We start from the raw sequence: 23,313 nt of genomic DNA on the forward strand, positions 1-23,313 counted from the left end.
CGCCGACCGCGCGGCGGCGTTTTTCTCCAGCCTGTCTCCCCCCGAATTTCTCCGTGTGCCCGCGTTCAACGTGAGTCTGCACGCGCGCGCCGCGCCATCCTCCTGAATTCGAATGACCGTGCCGGCAACTGATGCCGGGGCCTGACTGGCGGGGCATTTCTGTCCCGGCCTGATCACAAAAATAATGTAGTCATGGACGGTAGCCTCCAATGCTCGACAACACTTCCTTGCGTGGGACGAATCCCGCGCAGCCCGACTTTTCCTCGTTGAAACCGTTCGATGCAGACCTGTGCGTGCACGGCCTGTTTGAGGCGCAGGTGCTGCGCAACCCCGACGCCATCGCCGCACGCTGGCAGCAGGAGGCGCTCAGTTATCGTGAACTGAACACCCGCGCCAACCGGCTGGCCCATCACCTGCGCCATCTCGGGGTCGGGCCGGACGTGCGGGTCGGGCTGTGCCTGGAGCGTTCGCTGGAGATGTTGATCGGCGTACTCGCGGTGCTCAAGGCCGGTGGCGCCTATGTGCCGCTGGACCCGGCCTATCCGCAGGCGCGGCTGGCGCACATGCTGGCCGACAGCGCACCGCCGGTGGTGCTGACCCATGGCTTGGCGCGCGAGGCATTGCGGGCGGCGCTCGAACAGTTGGCGACTGCCCCCGCGATATTAGATCTGGCCGACGACTCTGATTGGTCTTCGCTCCCGGCAGACAACCTCGTTCCTCACTCTATTGGCCTGACACCCCGTCACCTGGCTTACGTGATCTACACCTCGGGCTCCACCGGCACCCCGAAAGGCGTGATGGTCGAGCATCGCGGACTGGTCGCCGTGAGCGCCGATTGGTCGCAGCTCTATGGCTTGGGCGGGCCGATCAACCACCTGCAAATGGCCGGTTTTTCCTTCGACGTGTTCAGCGCGGACCTGATCCGTTCGCTGGGTTTTGGCGGCACGCTGGTACTCTGCCCACGGGACACTTTGATGGACCCACCAGCCCTGTATCGCCTGATGCGCGAGGCGCAGATCGGTTTCGCCGACTTCGTGCCGGCACTGCTCAATCCGCTGCTGGCGTGGGTGGAAGAGACCGGCCATGACTTGTCGTTCCTGCGCACCGTGGTCTGCGGCTCGGACATCTGGACCGCCCACAGCGCGCGGCAATTGCGCAAACTCTGCGGTGAGCGGGTGCAGATCGTTCAGGCCTATGGCGTGACCGAAGCGAGCATCGACAGCACCTGTTTTGAATTCACTGAAAACAACCAGATCGACACGGTGCTGCCCATCGGCCGGGCACTGCCCAATACCCGGATTTATCTGCTTGATGCTGACGGCGCACCGGTTGCCGAGGGGCGCGCGGGCGAGTTGTACATCGGTGGCGTCGGCGTTGCGCGCGGTTATCTGAACCTGCCACAACTGACCGCCGAACGTTTCATCGATAGCCCGTTCGAGGCGGGCGAACGCCTTTACCGCACCGGTGACCTGGCGCGTTACCGGGCCGACGGCCAACTGGAATTCCTCGGCCGCAACGATTCCCAGGCCAAGTTGCGTGGCCTGCGTCTGGAACTGGGGGAAATCGAAACCCGACTGGCGGACATTCCGGGCATTCGAGAAAGCGTGGTGTTGCTGCGCCAGGACAGTCCCGGTGAGCCGCGTCTGGTTGCCTACTACTGCGAAAAACCAGACGCAGCGCTGAACCCGCGTTCACTGCGCGAACAGCTGCAAGTCAGCCTGCCGCACTTCATGGTGCCGACAGCATTCGTGCGGCTCGACGCGTTGCCACTGACCGCCAACGGCAAGGTTGATCGGCCAAATCTACCGGCGCCGAACGTCGATGCATTCGAACAGCAGGAATACCAGGCCCCACAGGGCTCGCTGGAAACCGCGCTCGCCGCGATCTGGGCCGACGTGCTCGGCGTCGAGCGGGTCGGGCGTCAGGATCAGTTCTTCGCCCTCGGTGGTCACTCGCTGCTGGTGATGCGCGTGCTGGCGCAGGTTCGTCACACGCTGGGGCTGGAAGTCGCGCCTTCGACGCTGTTTGCCGCGCCAGTGCTGGAGGAGTTCGCCGAACGTCTGCAAGCCAGTCAGGCTGCGGCTCGCCCATCCATTACGGTCCTTGAACGCTCGGGCGCGCAAACGTTGTCGTCTGCTCAGCAGCGCCTGTGGTTTCTGGCACAAATGGAGGGTGGCAACGCTGCCTATCACATGCCGTTGAACCTGCGTTTGCACGGTTCGCTGGACGTGCCGGCACTGGAACGCAGCTTCAATCAACTGGTGGCGCGCCACGCTGCGCTGCGCACCACCTTCATCGCCATTGAAGGGGAAGGGCGTCAACTGGTCTCGCCGCCGGCGCACAGCATCCGGCTGACGGTGACCGATGTGCAGGGGCACGATGCGCAAGAACGCCTGAGCCGCTTGATTGACGAGGAGGGCAGCAGACCGTTCGATCTGAGTCGGGGCCCGCTGATGCGGGTCAGCCTGGTGCGGCTGGCGGCGGATGACCATGTGCTGTTGCTGACCCAGCACCACATCATCTCCGATGGCTGGTCGATGGGCGTGCTCACCCGCGAGTTGGGTCAGCTGTACGCAGCGGCGTTGCTGGATCGCGACGATCCGCTGCCGCCCTTGCCGGTGCAGTACGTGGATTACGCGGTGTGGCAAAAGCAATGGCTGTCCGGCGACGTGCTGGAGCAGCAAAGCCGTTACTGGCGCGAGACCCTCACGGGCGCACCGGTATTGCTGGAATTGCCGACCGATCACAAGCGCCCGCCCGTGCAGGATTACCTCGGTGGTTTTGTCCCGCTGGTCTTCGACGCCGCTCTGACCGCACGGCTGAAAGCCCTGGGCATGCAGCAAGGCACCACGCTGTTCATGACTCTGTTGGCCGGTTTTTCGCTGTTGCTGTCGCGCCTGTCGGGGCAGAACGATGTGGTGATCGGCGTGCCATCGGCCAACCGTACGCAGCAGGAGCTGGAAGGGCTGATCGGTTTCTTCGTCAACACCCTCGCGCTGCGCATGACTCAGTCAGGTACGCCGTCGGTGGCGCAATGGCTGCAACAGGCGCGGCGGGTGGCGCTTGAGGCTCAGGAACATCAGGACTTGCCGTTCGAGCAAGTGGTGGAATTGCTCAATCCGCCACGCAGTCTGGCTCACAGTCCGCTATTTCAGGTGCTGTTTGCCTGGGAGCAGGATCAGGACTCCGATCTGCTGCTGACCGGGCTCGACGTCACGCCGGTCGAGAGCAGTCATCACGTGGCCAAGTTCGATCTGCAACTGGCGCTCAGTGAACGCGACGGGCAGATCGTCGGTGGTCTGGAATACGCCTCGGGCCTGTTCGAGCGCCGCACCGTCGAGCAGTTCGGCGAGTACCTGCGTCGGGTGCTGACGCAGATGATCGAGGACAGCCAGCAGTCGCTGGCCAGAATCAAGCTGCTGAGCGCCGAGCAACATCAGCAGATCGTCCATGAGTGGAACCGCACCGCGCGGGATACGTCGTCACTGCCCGGTTGCGTGGCGCGTTTCGAAAGCCTCGCCCGGCAAACGCCCAATGCGGTGGCGGTGCTCGCCGACCGCGAACAACTGAGCTATGGCGAACTGAATCGCGCCGCCAATCGCCTCGCGCATTACCTGATCGAACAAGGCGTCGGCCCCGAGCATCGCGTCGGCCTGTGTCTGGAGCGCTCGCCGCAAATGGTCATCGGCCTGCTGGCGATCCTCAAGGCTGGCGCGGCGTACGTGCCGTTCGACCCGGCTTACCCGAGCGAGCGTCTGGCGTTCATGTTTAGCGATGCGGCGCCGACCCTGCTGCTGACGCAATCGAGCCTGATGGCCGGGCTGCCGGCCAGCGAGGCGAAAATCTGCCGCCTGGACACCGACGCATCGCAATGGGCGCAACACTCGACTGATGATCCGCACGTCAATGTGAGCCCGGAAAACCTCGGCTACGTGCTCTACACCTCCGGCTCCACCGGGCGACCCAAAGGCGTCGCCCACAACCGTCGCGCGCTGGACAACCTGATCGCCTGGCAGCTCGATCAAGCGACTGCACCGCAACGCGTGCTGCAATTCGCCTCGCTGAACTTCGACGTCTCTTTCCAGGAAATCTGCAGCACGCTCTGCCAGGGCGGCAGCCTGTTGCTGATGACCGAAGACAGCCGCAAGGATCTGGCAGCGCTGCGCCCGACCCTGGTGGCCGAAGGCGTGCAGCGGGCGTTCCTGCCATTTGCCGTGTTGCAGCAACTCGCCGGCCTGACCGAGGCCGACGCCCCGATGCCGGCCGGCGGCTGCGAGATCATCACCGCCGGTGAAGCCTTGCAAATCAATGACGAGCTGCGCGGTTTTGTCCGTGGGCTCGGTGGCGCGCAATTGCACAACCAGTACGGGCCGACCGAAACACATGTGGTCAGCCAGTTCAGCCTCGACTGCAACCAGGCCGAATCCTGGCCGGACGCGCCGCCCATCGGTCGTCCCATCGCCAACGCGCGACTGTACGTGCTGGACGAGCATCTGAATCCGGTCCCGGTCGGTGTGGCGGGCGAGTTGTATATCGCCGGCGCCTGCCTGGCCCGTGGCTATCTGAACCGTCCGGACCTGACCGCCGAACGCTTCCTGCCGGACCCGTTCACCAACGAGCCGGGCGCGCGAATGTACCGCAGCGGCGACCTCGCGAAGTTCCAGGCCGACGGCAACGTGCAATATTTGGGACGCCTCGACCAACAGGTGAAACTGCGCGGCTTCCGCATCGAACTCGGCGAGATCGACAGCTTGTTGCATCAACAACCTGGTGTGCAGGAAGCCGCTGTGTTGCTGCGTGAAGACGTGGCCGGGGACAAGCGTCTGGTGGCCTACGTGGTCGGCACCGCGACCAATGAATTCCTGCGTGCCGAACTGCAACGCCAGTTGCCCGAACACATGATCCCGAGTGCCTGGGTCCGGCTCTCGCAACTGCCGCTGACCCGCAACGGCAAGCTCGACCGCCAGGCGCTGCCGGCGCCGGAGCGCAGCGCCAGGGCGACTTACGAGGCGCCGCGCAACGACACCGAACGGCAGATGGCGGAGATCTGGGCCGAAGTGCTCAAGTGCGAACGGGTTGGCATCCACGACAACTTCTTCGACCTCGGCGGCCACTCATTGCTGGCGACGCGGATGATCTACGCGATCAACCAGCGCATGGGCGCGCAACTGTCCTTGAGCAGCTTGTTCCAGACGCCGGTATTGCTGGATCTGGCGGCGCAGGTTTCGCTTGAAGAGCAGAGCGTTGAACCGGCATTCCTCCAGATCGAGCCGGATCGCGCTAATCGACATGAACCATTCCCTCTGACCGATATCCAGCAAGCATACTGGTTCGGTCGCGAGGCCACGGTCAGCCTCGGCGGCGTCAGTGCCCACGGCTACGAAGAGCTGCGCATTCCCGAATTCGACGCCGAGCGTTTCGAGCTGGCGCTGAATCGCATGATCATGCGCCACGACATGCTGCGCGTGGTGTTCCTCAGTGACGGCACGCAACAGGTGCTGGCGCAGGTGCCGACTTATCACATGCCCCGCAGCGATCTGCGCGGTTTACCCGCCGACGTGGCGCAGCGCACGCTGGAAGCGACCCGCGAACGCCAGTCCCATCAGGTGCTGGACGCCAGTCGCTGGCCGCTGTTCGAGTTCAGCCTGTCGTTGCTCGATGACGGCATTACCCATCTGCACATCAGCCTCGATGCGCTGATCGTCGACGCCGCGAGCACGCAGATTCTCGCGCGCGAACTCATGGCCTTCTACGTCGATCCGACGCTGGAGCTGGCGGAACCGGGCCTGACTTTCCGCGACTACGTACTTGCCGAACAACAGCTGCGCAACGGCCGCCGCTACGAGCAGGCGCTGGGTTACTGGCGTGAACGGGTGACGACGTTGGCCCCCGCGCCGGACCTGCCGCTGGTGCGCCAACCTGAAAGCATCGCCAACCCGCACTTCACTCGCCGCGACCGCGACATGTCGGCCGAGCAGTGGACGCAACTCAAAGCCGTCGCCAAACAATTTGCGGTGACGCCATCGGTGATGTTGCTGACTGCGTTCAGCGAAGTGCTGGCGCTGTGGAGCCGCACGCCGCGTTTCACCTTGAGCCTGCCGCTGTTCAACCGCATGCCGTTGCACACCGATGTCGACGAAATCATCGGCGACTTCACCTCGCTGGTGCTGCTGGAAGTCGGCATCGACGGGGCGCTCAGTTTCACCGACAAGGCCCGCGCCGTGCAGGCGCAGCTGTGGCGCGACATCGACCATTCGGTGGTCAGCGGCGTGCGGGTGCTGCGCGAATTGTCCCAGGCCCGGGGTGTGCAGCAGACGGCGATGCCGATCGTGTTCAACAGCACGCTGTCCGAGGCGGCGCCGGAACTGGCCGAATTCAACCTGGCCGATGCGTTGAATGCCAAACACATGCACAGCATCACCCAGACCCCGCAGGTGTGGCTCGACCACACGTTGCTGGAGCTGGAAGGACGGCTGTTGTTCAACTGGGACAGCATCGACGAGCTGTTCCCGCAAGGCATGATCGAGCAGATGTTCGTCGCCTATAACACCCTGCTCGACAGCCTGTGCGAGCCGGCGGCCTGGGGCGCAAACACGCCACAACTGCTGCCGCAGGCGCGGTTGCCGGCACCGGTCGACAATCAGCAAACGCTGCCATTGATGCACGAATTGTTCGAACGTCAGGCCTTCGCCACACCAGATGCATTGGCGGTAATCGGCGCGCGACAACTGACATACGCCCAGTTGCGCAACGAAGCCCGGCAACTTGGCGCGCGGTTGCAAACGCAGGGCGTGCAGCCGAACCGCTTGGTCGCCGTGGTGATGGAGCGCGGCTGGGAGCAAGTGGTGGCGACCCTGGCGATTCTGTATGCCGGCGGCGCTTACCTGCCGATCGAACCGACCCAGCCAGCGGAACGATTGCGGCATATTCTGGAGCGGGCCGAGGCGAGTCTGGCCCTGACCCTACCGGCGCTGCTCGACAAGATCGAATGGCCGGCGCGGGTCACGGCCATTACCGTGACCGATGAAGTCTCAAACGATGCATTGCCACTGCAACCGGTGCAGGTGAACGAAAGCGACCTCGCCTACGTGATCTACACCTCCGGCTCCACCGGTCAGCCGAAAGGTGTGGTGATCGATCATCGCGGCGCGGTCAACACCTTGCTCGACATCAACCGGCGCTTTGCCGTCGGTCCGAACGACCGCGTATTGGCGATCTCGTCGCTGAGCTTCGACCTGTCGGTCTATGACTTCTTCGGCACGTTGGCGGTGGGCGCGGCGGTGGTCATCCTCGACCCGCAACTGACCCTCGATCCGGCGCACTGGCTCGAATTGATCAAGCGTCATCAGGTCAGCCTGTGGAACTCGGTGCCGGCGCTGCTCGGCATGTTGGTCGAGTACGTGGAAGGCGAGGGCGGCACGTTGCCTGCCAGCCTGCGGGTGGCGATGCTGTCCGGCGACTGGATTCCGTTGACCCTGCCCGAGCGGGCCTGGGCGTTGCAGCCGGATTTGCAGTTGATCAGTCTGGGCGGCGCCACCGAAGCGTCGATCTGGTCGATCTATTATCCGGTGCAGCACGTCGATCCGACCTGGCGCAGTATTCCCTACGGCAAGGCCCTCGATCATCAGCGTTTCTACGTGCTGGATGAAGCGCTGCAAGTGCGCCCGACCTGGGTCGCGGGCCAGTTGTACATCGGCGGCATCGGTCTGGCGAAAGGTTACTGGCGCGACGAAAAACTCAGCGCAGGCAGTTTCTTCGATCATCCACTGACCGGCGAGCGGCTGTATCGCACGGGCGACCTCGGGCGCTTGCTGCCGGACGGCAACATAGAATTCCTCGGTCGCGAAGACAATCAGGTCAAAGTCCAGGGCTACCGCATCGAGCTGGGCGAGATCGAAGCCGCGCTCAATCGCCATCCCGGTGTGCAGAGCGCGGTGGTGCGGATTCTTGGCAGCACGCTGGGCGAGAAGCGTCTGGCGGGTTATGTGCTCAAGGCCGATCCGGCGTTGCAGGCCAGCGATTTCAGCGCGTACCTGAGCGACAAACTGCCGGCCTACATGATTCCGTCGTCGTTCACTTTCGTTGAAGCGTGGCCGTTGTCGTCCAACGGCAAGGTCGACAAGAAACGCCTGCCGGAACCGGAGCAAATCGAGGAACAAGGGCCGGCGCTGGAAGTCGAGGGCCCGCAGGAACAGCGGCTGGTGGAGATCGTGCAGGACGTGCTCAAGCGCGATTCCATTGCCGCCAACGCCAATCTGCTGAACCTCGGCGCAACGTCGATCGATATCGTCCGGATCAGCAACGCCTTGTCCAGTGCCTTGCAGTTCCGCCCGCACGTGGCGCAACTGCTGGCCCAGCCAACGTTGCTTCATCTGCTCGGCATGTATCGACAGAATCGGGCGCGTCAGGATCTGCTAGGCAATGTTCAGCAGGCTCCGGAGCCCGTGCAGGACATCATCGAGGATCCACAGCAGCGGGCGCAGTTCAAGGCCGAACAGCGTGGGCGCCGCGACTTCGCTCAAGCCTTGCCGGCCCTCGCGCTGGATCTGCCGCAGGACCCTGCCTTCGCCCGACGTTTGAGCGATTACCGCTCGGTGCGTCAATACGATCTGCAACCGATCACCACCCAGGCCTTCGCCCATGTACTGGCGGCGCTGGCCCAGGGGCAACTCGACGGCGAAGTGAAATACCAGTTCCCGTCGGCGGGTGGCCTTTACCCGATTCAGGCGTACCTCTACGTCAAAGCGGATCGCGTGCTCGGCGTACCCGGTGGCGCGTATTACTACGACCCTCGCCAACATCGTTTGCTGGCGCTCCAGAGCGGACTGCTCGACCCGGACACCTACGACTATTTCGTCAATCGCCCGGTGTACGAAAACGCCGCGTTCTCGCTGTTCTTTATCGCCGACATGGCCGCGATCCGCCCGCTGTACGGCGAGCGCAGCCGCGACTTCTGCCACATCGAAAGCGGCGCCATGGCCCAGTTGCTGAGCATGACCGCCGTCGAACACGGTCTGGGCCTGTGCGGCATCGGTTCGGTCGAGGAGCAACAACTGACGGCGCTGTTCGACCTCGGGCCGAGTCACGAATTGATCTACTCGATGATCGGCGGGTTGCGCACGGACGATGAACAGCACCGCGCGCCGGTCGAGGCATTTGCCATCGAACCTGTGACCGCAAGCCTGGACGACGAAGACATGGAGGAGTTCGAAGTATGAATGCCGATCAATTGCTGGCGTTGTTCGCTCGCCATGGCGTAGTGCTCGAAGTGGACGGTGACAGACTGCGCTGCAAGGCGCCGCGCGGGTTTCTCACCGAAGAACTGACCCAGGCGCTCAAGCGTCACAAACAGGAACTGATCGCCTTGCTCGGCGGGCACGATGACGCGTCGATTCCGCGCCGTGCTGGCGCGCACGCGTCCTGGCCGTTGTCGTTCTCGCAGCGGCAACTGTGGTTTCTCGATCAACTGGAACCCGGCAACCCGTTCTACAACGTGCCCACGGCGGTGACGCTCAAGGGACGGCTGGACGTGGCGCAGTTGGAACGAGCGCTGAACGAATTGGTTGCTCGCCACGAAGTCCTGCGCACGACGTTTTGCAAGGTCGACGGTGAACCGCGTCAGGTGGTGCATCCGTCGATGCGGCTGTCGTTGTCGGTGACGGATTTGCGCCAGTTGCCTGGCAACGAGCGTGAGCAGCAAGTGCGATTCGCCGTCGAACAGGACGCCCGGGCGCCGTTCGATCTGGCCACCGGACCCTTGCTGCGGGCGTCGCTATTGCGTGTGGCCGACGACGAGCATCTGTGGCTGTACAGCGTGCATCACATCATCGCCGACGGCTGGTCGATGGGCGTGATCCTGCAGGAGGTGGCCACGTTGTACGGCGATTATGTGCGGGGCGAAACCCCGTCACTTGCGCCGCTGCCGGTGCAGTACGCCGACTATGCCTGCTGGCAGCAACAACGTGTGGGCGGTGCGGTGCTGGACGCTCAGCTCGATTACTGGCGTCGTACGCTGGGCGACGCACCGCTGTTGTCGACCTTGCCCGCCGACCGGCCGCGGCCGTTGGTGCAGCGTTATGTCGGCGCCACTTTCAGCTCCTCGGTCGATGGCGGCACCTTGCGCGAACTCACGGCGCTGGCCCGGCAGACCCAGGGCACGCTATTCAACGTGCTGCTCGGCGCTTTGGCGGTGTTGCTGTGGCGCCACAGCGGTCAGCAGGATCTGTGCATCGGCACACCGTTCGCCAACCGCAATCGCCCGGAAGTCGAGCCGCTGATCGGCCATTTCGTCAACACGCTGGTGCTGCGTCAGCGCCTGAATCCGCAGCAGACCTTCGCCGAACTGTTGCGCGAGGTGCGCGGCCAGATGCTCGACGTCCACGCCCATCAGGACGTACCGTTCGACCGCGTGGTCGAAGCCGTGAACCCGCCGCGCGATCCCGGTCATTCGCCGTTGTTCCAGGCGATGCTGGTGTTGCAGAACACGCCGGGCAGCGCGGTGCAGATGCCGGGTCTGGAACTGGCGCCGTATGGCACCAGCAGCGCCACGGCCAAGTTCGATCTGGCGTTCGAATGGGTCGAGCGGGAAGGGCGGCTGGACCTGCTGGTGGAATACAACACCGACCTTTACGACGTCGCGACCATCGAACGCCTGAGCGGACACTACCGTCACTTGCTCGAACAGATCGCCGCTGATGCCAAGCAACCGATCAATGCCTTGCCGTTGATGAACGAAGCTGAGCGTCAGCAGGTGCTGGTGGACTTCAACCGCACCGCGCCGCTGACGCAAGCAGCGCCCTGCGTGCATCAACTGGTCGAAGCGCAGGCCGCGAGCAACCCTCAGGCCTGCGCGGTGGTGTTCGAGGGCGATTCCCTGAGCTACGCCGAACTCAATGCCCAAGCCAACCGGTTGGCGCGGCATTTGCGCACGTTGGGCGTCGGCCCGGACGTGCGCGTGGCGGTGTGCATCGAGCGTTCGCTGGAATTGCCGGTGGCGCTGCTGGCGGTGCTCAAGGCCGGTGGCGCCTACGTGCCGCTGGATCCGGATTATCCGCTGGGACGCCTGAGTCATATGCTCGGCGACAGCACGCCGGCGGTGTTGCTGACGCTTGGCTCGGCGCATGCAATCTTGCGTCAGGCCGTGCAGGGTTCGAACTGGGAAGCGCCGATCCTCGACCTTGAACAAGATGCCGCGAGCTGGGCGTCGTTGGCGGCGGACAATCTTGATCCGCGCCATGTCGGCGTCACCCCGGACCATCTCGCCTACGTGATTTACACCTCGGGCACCACCGGGCTGCCCAAGGGCGCGATGGTCGCGCATCGTGGCTTGAGCAATCTGCTGCTGTGGTGTTTGCAGGTCTGCGGCGAGGCGGGGGCGATGCTGCACAAGATCCCGTTCGGTTTCGATGCCTCGGCCTGGGAGACCTTCTGGCCGCTGGCAACTGGCGGACGGCTGGTGATCGCACGGCCCGGCGGGCATTACGAACCGGCGTATCTGGCGCGTGAGGTAGGCGAGCAGCAGGTCACGGCGCTGGTGTTCGTGCCGGCGATGTTGCAGCTGTTTCTGGAGGTGGACGAGGTCAGCCAGTGCACGTCGCTGACCGATGTGTTCAGCGGCGGCGGTGAACTGCCGCCAGCCCTGGCCCGGCGTTTTCAGGAGCGCCTGCCCCATGCGCGACTGCACAACGTCTACGGCCCGACCGAAACCACGGTGATCAACAGCATCTGGACCCTGGAGCCCGGCGCCGAGGTGCCGGCCCGGCAACTGCCGATCGGTCGGCCGATTGCCAACAACCGTTTTTACGTACTCGATGACCGCGATGAGCCGGTGCCGGTGGGCGTTACCGGGCATCTGCACATTGGCGGCGTGGGCGTGGCCCGGGGTTATCTGGGGCTGGCGCAACTGAGTGCCGAGCGCTTTATCGACAACCCGTTTGTGGCAGGCGATCGGCTCTATCGCAGCGGCGATCTGGCGCGTTATCGCCCGGACGGCCAGCTGGAGTTTCTCGGTCGCAACGATTTTCAGGTCAAGTTGCGCGGCGTACGCCTGGAGCTGGGCGAGATCGAAGCCCGGCTCGAAGCGTTTCCCGGCATTCGCAGCGCCGTGGTGTTGATGGTCGGTGAAGCAGCGCAGGATCAGCGGCTGGTGGCTTGTTGCGTGGTGGCCAACCTCGTGGATGAAGCGGCGGTGCACGCCCATCTGGCGACAACCCTGCCCAGAGCGGTGATCCCCGGCAGCTATCTGTGGCTCGACGCCTTGCCGCTGACCGCCAATGGCAAAGTCGACCGTGCCGCGCTGACGGCATTGGCGGATGAAGAGATGGTCAACCGTCAGGTCAACCTGAGCAGCCCGCGCGACCACATCGAACTGGCGCTGTACCAGATCTGGAAAAGCCTGTTGCTGGCGCCGCAGATAGGCATTCGTGACAACTTCTTCAATGTCGGCGGCACCTCGATCGCCGCGATCAAAATGGCCCATGAAATCAGCCAGCAGTTTGCAGTAGAAGTGCCGGTGCGCGTGGTGCTCAGCTACCCGACCATCGAAGCGCTGGGTGGTTGGCTGCGGGTCGGGGCCAATCCGGCGCTGGCCCAGAGCAACTTGATCGAATTCCGGCGCGGCAGCGGTCAGCACAACGTGGTGTGCATTCATCCGGCGGGCGGCACGGCGTTCTGTTACCTGTCGCTGGCCAAGGTGCTGCCGGATGAAACCGGCGTGTACGGGGTGCAATCGCCGGGGCTGAATCCGGGGGAGAGCACCGAGCCGACGGTCGAAGCGATGGCCGAGGCTTACTTGCGCCAGATCGAACCGCTGACGCAGCAACCGCTGATCCTCACCGGGCTGTCGTTCGGCGGCCTGGTGGCCTATGAAATGGCGCGGCGGTTGACGGCGGCGGGGCATCGTCAGGTGACGGTGGTGCTGCTCGACACCCAGGGCAGCGACGATCCGGGTTTTCGCGCGCAGATCGGCACCGTGGACATGGCCGAGTTTCGCGACAAACTGGTGCGTTTCAATGGCATGTACCCCGGCATCGAAGACGCGCAGGTCGAACGCTACTTCAACATCTACAACCACAACCGCCTGGCCATGGCCGCCTATGAGTGCGCGCCGCGCGCCGGTCGCGTGGTGCTGATCCAGGCGCGAGAAGATTTCAGCCGCCATCAATTGCATGAACTGCGCGGCTTCTGGCGTCGCCGCGCAGGCCACGGCTATCTGGCGAAACTGGTCAGCGGCGGGCACTGGGACATGCTCGAAAGCGCGGAAATCCATCGGGTCTCGCAAATCATCCGTCGGGAGCTGCAACGCTTCGACGCGCAGGAGGCGAAATGATGAGTGCATCCAATGACAGGCCATTGCTCGCGCGTTTTGCCGAGCAAGTGCGGCGCAATCCGCAAGCCCCGGCAGTGATCGATCAGTCGCTCACTCTGACTTATGCGGAACTGGCCAGCGCCAGCGAACGTATCGCCCGAGGATTGCTGACGCGTGGTGTCGAGCCCGGCCAGTCGCTGGCCTTGTGCATGCCGCGTTCATGGCAATGGCTGGCGGCGATTCTCGGTGCGCTGAAAGTCGGTGCGGTGGTGGTGCCGCTGGATCGGGCCAGCCCGCGCAAACGTCGGGAGTTGATGTTGGCGGATGCGGCGTGTGTCGGCCTGATTACCCTGGATGAAGAACCGCATTGGTCGCCCTCGTTGTGGCAAACCAGCGTCGAGGCCTTGCTCGATCAGCCGGACGCTCCGCCGCAAACACTGGCCGAAGATTTTGCCGAGGTGATGTTCCTTTTCTACACCTCGGGCACCACCGGCACGCCGAAAGCGGTCGAGGTGGGCGAGCGCGGCTTGCTGCGGCTGGCGCACACCGACGGCTATATCGAGATTCGCCCGGCGGACCGGTTTGCCTGTCTGTCCAATCCGGCGTTCGACGCCTGCAGTTTCGAACTGTGGGCGCCGCTGCTCAACGGTGGTTGCTGCGTGATGATTGCCGACGAGGACGTGCTGGACGCGCGACGTCTGGCGGAAGTGCTTGAGCGAACGCGGGTCGACAACCTGTTCATGACGGTGTCGCTGTTCAACACGTTGATTGCCGAGTGGCCGTCGTGCTTTTCCAGCGTGCGGCAGGTGCTGATTGGCGGTGAGCAGATCAGCGCCGCTGCCGTGCGCGGATGGTATCGGGTCAATCCTGAGAGCCGCTGCCGGATTTTCAATGTTTACGGCCCGACCGAGTGCACCACGTTTGCCTTGTGCTGGCCCATCAGCCGCGACTTTGCCGGTGACTCGGCGCCCATTGGCCGACCGTTGCCGGACACCGGTGTGTGGGTGCTGGATGAGCAACAACGGCCGGTGCCGGCGGGCGAGGTGGGTGAGCTGTATTTGAGTGGCAGCGGTGTCGCACGGGGTTATCGCAACCGGCCCGAAGAAACCGCCCGCCAATTCGTTCGTTTGCCCGACCTCGACGAGGGTGCGCAGGTGCATTACCGCACCGGTGATCTGGTGCGGCGCAATGCCGAAGGCTTGATCGAGTACCTGGGGCGGGTCGACCGGCAGGTGAAGATTCGCGGCTTCCGGATCGAACCGGGGGAGGTGGAGCAACGGCTGCTGGAGTATCCGGGCGTGGCGCAGGTGTACGTCTGCACGCGGCGGCAGGCGGCGGAGGATCATCAGTTGCTGGCGTTCATCGTGCCTCGCGGGGATCTGGACTATCACGCCTTCGAAAACCATCTGCGGGCACAACTGGCGCCGTATATGCGGCCGCATCAGTTGTTTCTTCTGGAGCGTCTGCCGCTGACGGCCAATGGCAAAATTGATCGCGACGGGTTGCTGGCGCAGGGGTTGAGTCCGTGGCACCCAGTCCTGGCGGCTACGGATAACGACAATGCTTCACCGGCGCTGGAGTGGTTGCTGAGTCAGGCCCGCGCGCTGCTCGGCCAACCCGCCCTGAGCGCTCAGGATGACTGGCTCGGCAGCGGCGGCGATTCGCTCAAGGCCATGCGCCTGCGTTCGGCAATCCGTGTTCGTTGGCAGCGCGAGATCGCTATCGACGCGTTGCTCAACGAGTCTTTCTCGTTACTGGCCGAACAACTGACCGATGAACGGAATCACTATTCGATTTATCCACCAGCACCCTCAATCAGCAGCGCCAAACGCCTGCCGGCCACTGCCGAACAGCGCCGCCTGTGGCTGTTGCAGCAACGCTCGCCGGCCTCGACCGCCTACAGCGTGCCGCTGATTCTGCATCTGGCGGCGGGCGTTAATGTCGCGGCGCTGGCGGAGGCCGTTGGGCGTCTGGTGCTGCGCCATCCGGGATTGCGCACTGCATTTGCGGCGGGTGCCGACGGGCTAGATCAAGTCATCGCCGATCAGGGTTCGACCTGTCGCACCTTCGCAGTCGGGCATTTCACCGAGGACAACTGGCAGGCCTTCGCCGAACTGGTGTTCGCCGCGCCGTTCGACCTGACCACGCCCAACCTGTTTCAGACCTGGCTGTTGCCGTTCGCCGATGGCAGCTGCCGATTGTTGCTGAACTTGCATCACATCATCGTCGATGGCTGGTCGGTGAATCTGTTGTTTGACGATCTGACGCAGCTTTACACCGATGTCCTGCAAGGCCACGACAGCCCGCCGTCAGCTGCCCGATTGACGACGCTGGAGTTTGGCCAGTGGCAACGGCAGTGGAGCGTCGATCCGCATTATCGCGACCAGCGCCGCGCACTCGCCGAGTTACATCGTCGCCAGGAAGAACCGTCGCCTGCATTGATGCCGATGCGCGAAATCAGCCCCGACGCGCGGTTGCACCGGGAACCCTTGGGCACCCTGCGCAGCGCGGCCCTCGAACGTTTTTGCACGCAACAACGACTGACCCGTTTCGAAGTGCTGTTCAGTGTCTTCGCCTGGAGCCTGTACGCCCTGACCGGGTGCGAGCGGCCACGGATCGCCAGCCCGGTGTCCAACCGGCCGCTGGCGGAGTTCGAAGACACCGTCGGCATGTTTGCCAACACGGTGCTGATCCCCACCGTCGTTGAAAACGCATTGCCCCTGAGCGAGCAGTTGCGCAAGCAGACCGCCACCGTGCGCGAAGTGCTGGCGTTGCAGGACGTGGCGCTGGCGGATCTGGTGGAAGACCTGCGGCTGTCGTCGAGCCCGTTGCTGTTCGATTTCATGTTTGTGCTGGAGAACACCGATTACGCGGCGCTGACCGATTCCAGCCTGCGCGCCACGCTGGAATTCAACGAGAAGCTGCACGCCAAGTGCCCGCTGACGTTGTTGATGGTGGGTAGCGGTTCGCAACTGGAATGCTGGTGGGAATATCAGTGCAGCTATTTCGATGCCAAACAGATGGGGGCGGTGAACGCGCTGTTCCGCCGAGGTCTCGATTTGTTGCTGGAAAGCCCGACGGCCAGGCTCGATGATTTGCTCGGTCCATATCGACGCAGCCTGCCACCGGCCAGCGAAGGTCCGCAGATTGCGCTGCCGTTCAACACATTGGCGGACGGGTTCGAGCATCAAGTGCATTGCTCACCTGAGGCGATTGCGCTGGTTCAAGGGCAGCACCGTCTCACCTACAGCGAGCTGAATGCGCAGGCCAATACTCTGGCGGCTACCCTGATCGAGCGTCATCCGGTGCCAGCCGGGAACGCGCCGCCGCATGTCGTGCTGTTCCTCGATGCCTCGGTGGAACATATCGTCGCCTTGCTGGCGCTGGCCAAACTCAACCTGACCGCCGTGCCGCTGGATCCTGCTTATCCGGTGGCGATCCAGCGTCAGGTGCTGGAACAGGCACAGCCGCATTGTGTGCTGTTCAGCGACACGACGGCGGCCGCGCTGGACGACCTGAACGCCGGACGATTCGCCACGCATCGGATCGATCTTCACGCCGATGCCGAAGCGTTCGAGCGTCCGCGCCACGCCGGCGAGCGGCCGCTGTACACGCTGTTCACCTCCGGATCCACCGGCACGCCCAAAGGTGTGCAAGTGTCAGAGCGCACCCTGTGCAACCTGCTGCAATGGCAGCGCACCGAAGGGCAGTTGCCAGCGAAAGCGGTAACGCTGCAGTTCTCGATGCTGTCGTTCGATGTGTCGTTCCAGGAGATTTTCAGCACCCTGTGCGGCGGCGGTTGTTATCACCTGATCACGCCGCGCTGGCGTCAGGATGCCGAAGCGTTGCTGGATTACATGGTCGAGGCGCGGATCGAGCGGCTGTTCCTGCCGTACGTGGCCCTGCAGCATCTGGCGCAAACCGCCGTGGCCCGTGGCATTTATCCGTCGGCGTTGCGTGAGGTGATCACGGCCGGCGAGCAGTTGCTCTGCACCGACGCATTGCGCAACTGGTTCGGCGGCATGCCGCAGGCCTCGCTGTTCAACCACTACGGTCCGACCGAAACCCACGTGGTCAGCGCCTTGCGCCTGCCGCCCGTGGCGCGGGACTGGCCGTTGCGCGCGCCGATCGGCCATGCCGTCGGCAATGCGCGGTTGCTGCTGGTCGATGAGCATGACCGCCCGGTGCCGATCGGCAGTCGCGGCTATCTGCTGGTGGCCGGGCCGATGGTTGCCCGTTGCTATCTGGCAGATCCTGCCCTGAACGCCGCTCGGTTTGTCGAGCTGGCAGACGGCTGTTTGTACTACCGCACCGGCGATCTGGCGTGGGCCGATGCCCAAGGCTGCCTGCATTACCTGGGACGGGACGATCAGCAGATCAAACTCAGCGGCCATCGTCTGGAGCTGGGGCAGATCGAGGCGGCGCTGATGCAGGTGCCGGAAGTGGTCAACGCGGTGGTGGCGGTTCAGGCCGATCCGCCACGGCTGATCGCCTGGCTGCAACTCGATGGCCAACCTGCAACGTCGCAAGCGCTGGATCGTCAGGTGGCGCGGTTGCTGCCAGCCCATGTGCGGATCGATGAATACCGACGGATCGACCGCTGGCCACGCACCCCCAGCGGCAAGATCGACCGCAAGGCCTTGCCGAACCTGGGCGAGGCGTTGGAGCGGCGCAGCACGCCACAACCGGTTGTTCAATTGAGTGCGCTGGAGCGGCAACTGGGCGAGTTGTTTCAGGTCGTCATCGGTCGTGACATCGAGCCGGAGCAGACCTTCTTCGAGGCCGGCGCCACCAGCCTCGGCCTGATGCGTTTGCATGGCCGTTACGCCGAAGAGCTGCCGCACAAGGTGACGATGGCCGACCTGTTCGAACACGTCACGGTGCGGCGTCTGGCGGCGCACCTGTCGAAGGCGCCGGCGGCAGCGGCGCAGCAGGTACGGCAAACTGATGCAGGTCACCAGCCGATGGCGATCATCGGCATGGCGGTCAATGTGGCCGGGGCACAGAACCTGTCGGAGTTCTGGGCGATGGTGCAAGGCAATGAGTTGGGCATCGAGCACTTTGCTGCCGACGAGGGGCTGGTCGGCGCCCGCAGTCAGTTGGCGGGCATGCTCGATTTCGATCCCGAGTACTTCGGCATCAGCCGCCAGGAAGCGCGCCTGATGGACCCGCAACAGCGGCATCTGCTGATGGCCTGCGTACAGGCCCTGCAACACGCGGCCATCGTCCCTTCGGCGGACGGTCCGCGCATCGGTCTGATCGCCAGTTGCGGCGAAACCACGTACTTCCAGCAAATGCTGCGCGAAACCGCCGACGACGATTTGCCGGACGGTTTTCAACTGGCGCTGCATCACGACAAGGATTTTTTGGCGACCAAAGCCGCGTATCACTTGGACCTCAACGGCCCGGCCCTGAGCGTGCAAGCCGCTTGCGGCAGTTCGCTGATCGCCGTGCACCTGGCCAGTTCGATGTTGCGGCAGGGCGACAGCGACGTGATGCTCGCGGCCGGGGTGCTGATCGATCCGACCCTGACCGAGGGTTACCGCCATCGCTCGCAGCACATCTTCTCCGCCGACGGTCTGTGTCGTCCATTCAGCGACGACGCCAGCGGCACCCTCGGTGCCAGCGGTTACGGGGTGGTGGTGCTCAAACCGTTGGCCAAGGCACGGGCCGATGGCGACCGGATCTATGCGCTGCTCGAAGGCTCGGCGTTGAACAACGATGGCCGGGCCAAGATGAGTTACACCGCACCGTCAGTGGCGGGACAGAGCGCGGTCATCCGCGACGCCTTGAACCGGGCCGGGTTGACCGGTGCCGACATCGGCTACATCGAGGCCCACGGCACCGGCACCTTGCTGGGCGATCCGATCGAAGTCGCGGCGCTGACCAAGGCTTTCGGCGAGGCGCCGGCTGGCAGTTGCGCGTTGGCTTCGGTGAAAAGCCAGATCGGACATCTGGGCGCGGCGGCGGGGGTGGTCGGGCTGATTCGTGCCAGTCTCGCGGTGTTCCATGGCGTGCTGCCACCGAACCTCGGTTTTGGCCGGATCAACCCGCAGATCGATCTGGAGCATTCGCCGTTCTACGTGCCGACCACGTCACGGCCATGGCCGCAAGGACGGCGGCGACTGGCCGGTGTCAGCAGTTTCGGGATTGGCGGGACCAATGCGCATGTCATCGTTGGTGCTGCACCGAAGGCTCAGGAAGGGGTCGAGGAAACGCTGCCGTTGCTGATGATTTCGGCTCACAGCCGAGCGGAGTTGCTGCGCGATATCGCGTTGATTCGCGAATATTTGCAAACCAATCCGGAGCAGCACACCGCATTGCTGCGGCACTTGCAATCAGGTCGTCGGCAACTGCGCTGGCGCTTCGCGATGGTCTGCCAGCCGGGTGACGACATTCCGTTGCAGCCAACAGCGATCAAGGAGGTCACGGTCTCAAGTGCGCATTTGATCTCGCGTGATCAATCACCGCAGGAACTGCTGGACGCCTGGTACGAAGGCGTGATTATCCAGTGGCCGCAACGCTCGGCACCACCGCCCTGGGATTTGCCGCCGTCGTCGTTCGATCTTCAGCCGTATCGTTTCCAAACCGCTGTAGCTGCCGAAACTGATGCGCCAGCCCTTGAGCGACAACCGCTAGCGGACTGGTTTCACCAGCGCCAGTGGGTACGCACCCAACGTCTGAGCGCGACAGCGACGGCGGGATCCCGTGAGGTGCTGATTCTGTGCAGCCATGAGGTGCCGGAATCGACCTTGCTGGCGAGCCTGAACACTGTCTATCGACGCGTGATTCAAGTGCGCGCCGGTAATGGCTTCAAACGCTTGAGCCCGGACCGTTTCGAGCTTGATCCTCTGGACACCGAAGCCCTGACCCGGTTGCTCGCCGAAGTTGCAGAATCTGTCCTCGGCGAACTCGACTGGCTGCATGCCTTGCCGTTGGCGGTGTCGGGCGCGGTCAACGAGCAATCGCTGGATCTGGCGCAATGGGCCTGTCTGGACACGGTCAGCGCGCTGATGCAGGCCTGGGGGCAGACCGCGCGCACGACCCGTCTGCGCTTGTGGTTGATGTCGTGGCAGGCCTGCCCGGTGGACGGCGAAGTGCAACGTCCCGAGCTGGCAGCACTGGCCGGCATCACCGAAGTGGTGCCGCAGGAGTACCCGGTGCGTTGTCACTGGCTGGATTTGCCGTCGTCGCGAATTGAAGCGCAGGCCGGCGAGTTGGCAGCGTTGCTTGCCGATCCTGTTTCGTTGCCTCGGCGAATGGCGGTGCGCGACGGTTACTTGTGGCAGCCACGCTTGCTACCTCAGCCATTGACCGGCCCAACAACCACAACTGGACTTCTCCCAGAAGACGGCACGTTTCTGGTACTGGGCGGCAGCGGTGGCATCGGTCGGACCTTGTGCGAACACCTGCTAAAGGCACCCGCGCGCCGTGTGGTCCTGATCTCGCGCCAAGGGCAATTGCCTGAGTCACTGGCGGCTTACGCGTCGCGGATCGATTGCATCAAGGCGGACATCGCCGACCTGCCGCGCTGGCCGCAGATCCTCGATCAACTGGCCGTTCGTTACGGTCGCCTGAGCGGGGTGATTCATACGGCGGGCGTCGGTGCGGGCAGCCTGATTCGTCACCGCGATGCCCGGCAAATGGCCGAGGCCATGGCGGCCAAGACTCGCGGCATGCTGGCGGTCGAGGCCTTGATCGATCACCTGAAGCCGGGTTTTGTCCTGTACTGCTCGTCGATGTCGGCACTGTTCGGTGGCGCGGGGCATCTGGATTACGCGGCGGCCAGCGGAGTGCTCGACGGTTTCACCCGCTATCGCCCGAACCCCGCCGACACTTGCCTGCGTTTGGGGATCAACTGGGACATCTGGCGCGACATCGGCATGGCCACCACCAGCAACGGTGCAGACGCCGCGCACCTGGAGCATCTGACGGTAGGGTTGTCGGCCGAAGAGGGCTGTCGGGTGTTCGATCTGGCGATGGCGACGCAGTTGCCGCAACTGCTGATCTCCACCACCGGCATTGACACGGCGCGGCGGTTTTATCCGGTTCGCCACGGTGCTGTGGCCGCAGTGGTCGAGGCGCCGAAGGGCGTGGATCTTTCGACGCGTTTGCGTGAGTGCTTGTGCAAGTGGCTCGGTGTGGCCGAGCTGGCAGATGACGACTCGCTGTACGACCTCGGCGCGGATTCACTGACGCTGCTCGATCTGATCGACGAACTGCAAGCAGCCACCGGTGAGGTGTTCCAGCTGTCGCAATTCAGCCACAAAGTCAGCCTGAGCGAGGTGCTGGGGCTGGTCTCGACCGCCGCGGTTGAAGAGGCGGCCGCCGTAACACCACACGGCTGGCACGACGCGGTGCGGATTGATCAGTGGCATGCCGGTGACGGCCGCGACTGGCTGTACCTGATCCACCCGGTGGGCGGCGATGTTCAGGCCTATCGGGAACTGGTCTCGGCGCTGCCGGCGGAACTGGGCGTGTGCGTGATCGCCGACCCGGCGCTGCGCCTGCCGCAGTTGCCGAACATCAGCGTAGGCGAACGTGCACGTTGGTATCTGGAGGCGATCAGGGCCCATCTTCCGCACGGCAGCACTTGGCGTCTGGCCGGTTGGTCGTTCGGTGCATGGGTGGCGCAGGCGCTATGTCATCAGGCCCAGGCTGATGGTTTCAGGCAACCGTTGTTGTACCTGATCGATCCGCCCGCGCCAGATGCCGGCGCGGAACTGGCCGGCATCGACGAGCAGACCATCGAGCAGGTGTTCCAGCGTGAGTTTGCCCAGCGCTGGCCGGCGATCGAAGGGCAGGGCATGGCCGAGGAGCGCCAGGCGTATCTGCAACGGTTGACGGTGTGCTGTCGCAATAACATGACCAGCATGATCGCCTTTCAGCCGCCGGCGCTGGCGACCACGGCGGTGCGGCTTTTCAGCGCCGGGCATGCCAATCCTTACGGGCTGGGCAGCGACTGGAATCCGGATGACCTGCAACGCAACTGGCAGGCCTTGCTGCCGCAGTTACGCAGCTGGCAAACCCTGGACACCGATCACTACGGCATCGTGGCGGGCCGCTGGGCGCGGTTGTTGGCCGAAGTTATCGGTACGGATGAGCCAGCGCCATGAACGAACCGACCTTGATGCCGCAATGGTGGCTGGCCCTGACCAAGGTGCTGTGTGAAGTCGAACCGGACGAGGCCTTGCGTCTGCGCTTGAGCCGAGTCCGGGGACAGGTGCCGTTTCAGCTGTTTCATCTCTGGCAGGCCAACGTGGTCATGCCGATGCTCGGCGAAGCCTTGCCGGAGCATCAGCAGGCGCTGCTCGCGTTGCAAAGCCTGCATCAGCGGGCGGCGCTCGGCGTGATCGGGCGTCAGGGCGAGTGGCGGGCCACGCTCAAACCGGTGTTGCTGACGCTGTATCGCAAGGCCTACGACTACGACGCCGCTTACGCCAAGGCCCACGCCAGTGCGCTGACTTACGGCCTCGCACCGGCCAACACTGCCATGATTGCCGAGCACTTCGGCGATGCCGAGGCGTTCGCCGAGTACTACGCGCAACTGAATACCGAGGCCGCCGCCATGGCGTTTGCCCAGGCCCATGCCAGCGCCAATGCGGAGGTGTCGGCTCGGGCCTTCGCGGACGACGACGCAGACACTTGCGCGGAGATTTGCGGGGCATCCGTGCGGGTTTACGTCGGGGCTTGCGCGCAAACCGATGAACAGCGAAATGCCGTATTGCATCAACTCGCCGCCGGGCTCGAGCAAAGCCTGGCCACGCTGCAACCCCGTTCAACAGGAGAACGACATGAATGACGCACAACTGCAATTCGATGTGGTGATCAACGCCCAGGGTCAGTATTCCCTGTGGCCGGCGGGCAAGCCGATGGCCAGCGGCTGGAGCGAAGCGGGGATGCGCGGTGAGCGCCAGGTCTGCCTGGATTACATCAACGAACACTGGATCGACATGCGCCCGCGTTCGCTGCGCGAGCAGTCATCGGTGTCGTTCCAATAAAAAAGG

At 64.0% G+C, this 23,313-nt stretch carries 5 protein-coding genes; all 5 read left to right on the forward strand.

From position 1 onward, the window contains the following. Positions 1–209 precede the first annotated feature (209 nt). From CAF63_RS20305 to CAF63_RS20325, 5 genes are read left to right on the forward strand one after another with little or no spacing between them, the layout of a single operon-like run. Positions 210–9,218: a non-ribosomal peptide synthetase gene (locus tag CAF63_RS20305; RefSeq protein WP_085688162.1), complete on the forward strand. Its 9,009-nt coding sequence runs from the start codon at positions 210–212 to the stop codon at positions 9,216–9,218. Further along, positions 9,215–13,327, forward strand: coding sequence for a non-ribosomal peptide synthetase (locus tag CAF63_RS20310; protein WP_085688164.1), 4,113 nt, complete (start codon positions 9,215–9,217; stop codon positions 13,325–13,327). Before CAF63_RS20305 ends, CAF63_RS20310 begins: the two co-directional genes overlap by 4 nt. Next, positions 13,324–22,422: a non-ribosomal peptide synthetase gene (locus tag CAF63_RS20315; protein WP_085688166.1), complete on the forward strand. Its 9,099-nt coding sequence runs from the start codon at positions 13,324–13,326 to the stop codon at positions 22,420–22,422. The genes CAF63_RS20310 and CAF63_RS20315 overlap by 4 nt, the downstream gene beginning before the upstream one ends. Further along, positions 22,419–23,108, forward strand: a complete 690-nt coding sequence (locus tag CAF63_RS20320; RefSeq protein ID WP_085688168.1) for a hypothetical protein — start codon at positions 22,419–22,421, stop codon at positions 23,106–23,108. The genes CAF63_RS20315 and CAF63_RS20320 overlap by 4 nt, the downstream gene beginning before the upstream one ends. Next, on the forward strand, positions 23,101–23,307 hold the full coding sequence (locus CAF63_RS20325; protein ID WP_011333696.1) for an MbtH family NRPS accessory protein: 207 nt from the start codon (positions 23,101–23,103) through the stop codon (positions 23,305–23,307). Before CAF63_RS20320 ends, CAF63_RS20325 begins: the two co-directional genes overlap by 8 nt. Positions 23,308–23,313: the final 6 nt, after the last annotated feature.

The organism is Pseudomonas sp. B20(2017), assembly GCF_002113125.1.
GTDB lineage: Bacteria > Pseudomonadota > Gammaproteobacteria > Pseudomonadales > Pseudomonadaceae > Aquipseudomonas.

What these genes read in the sequence shown, in the direction of transcription:
- CAF63_RS20305 (WP_085688162.1), top strand. Translation starts at nt 210, where the DNA reads ATGCTCGACAACACTTCCTTGCGTGGGACGAATCCCGCGCAGCCCGAC.
- CAF63_RS20310 (WP_085688164.1), top strand. Translation starts at nt 9,215, where the DNA reads ATGAATGCCGATCAATTGCTGGCGTTGTTCGCTCGCCATGGCGTAGTG.
- CAF63_RS20315 (WP_085688166.1), top strand. Translation starts at nt 13,324, where the DNA reads ATGATGAGTGCATCCAATGACAGGCCATTGCTCGCGCGTTTTGCCGAG.
- CAF63_RS20320 (WP_085688168.1), top strand. Translation starts at nt 22,419, where the DNA reads ATGAACGAACCGACCTTGATGCCGCAATGGTGGCTGGCCCTGACCAAG.
- CAF63_RS20325 (WP_011333696.1), top strand. Translation starts at nt 23,101, where the DNA reads ATGAATGACGCACAACTGCAATTCGATGTGGTGATCAACGCCCAGGGT.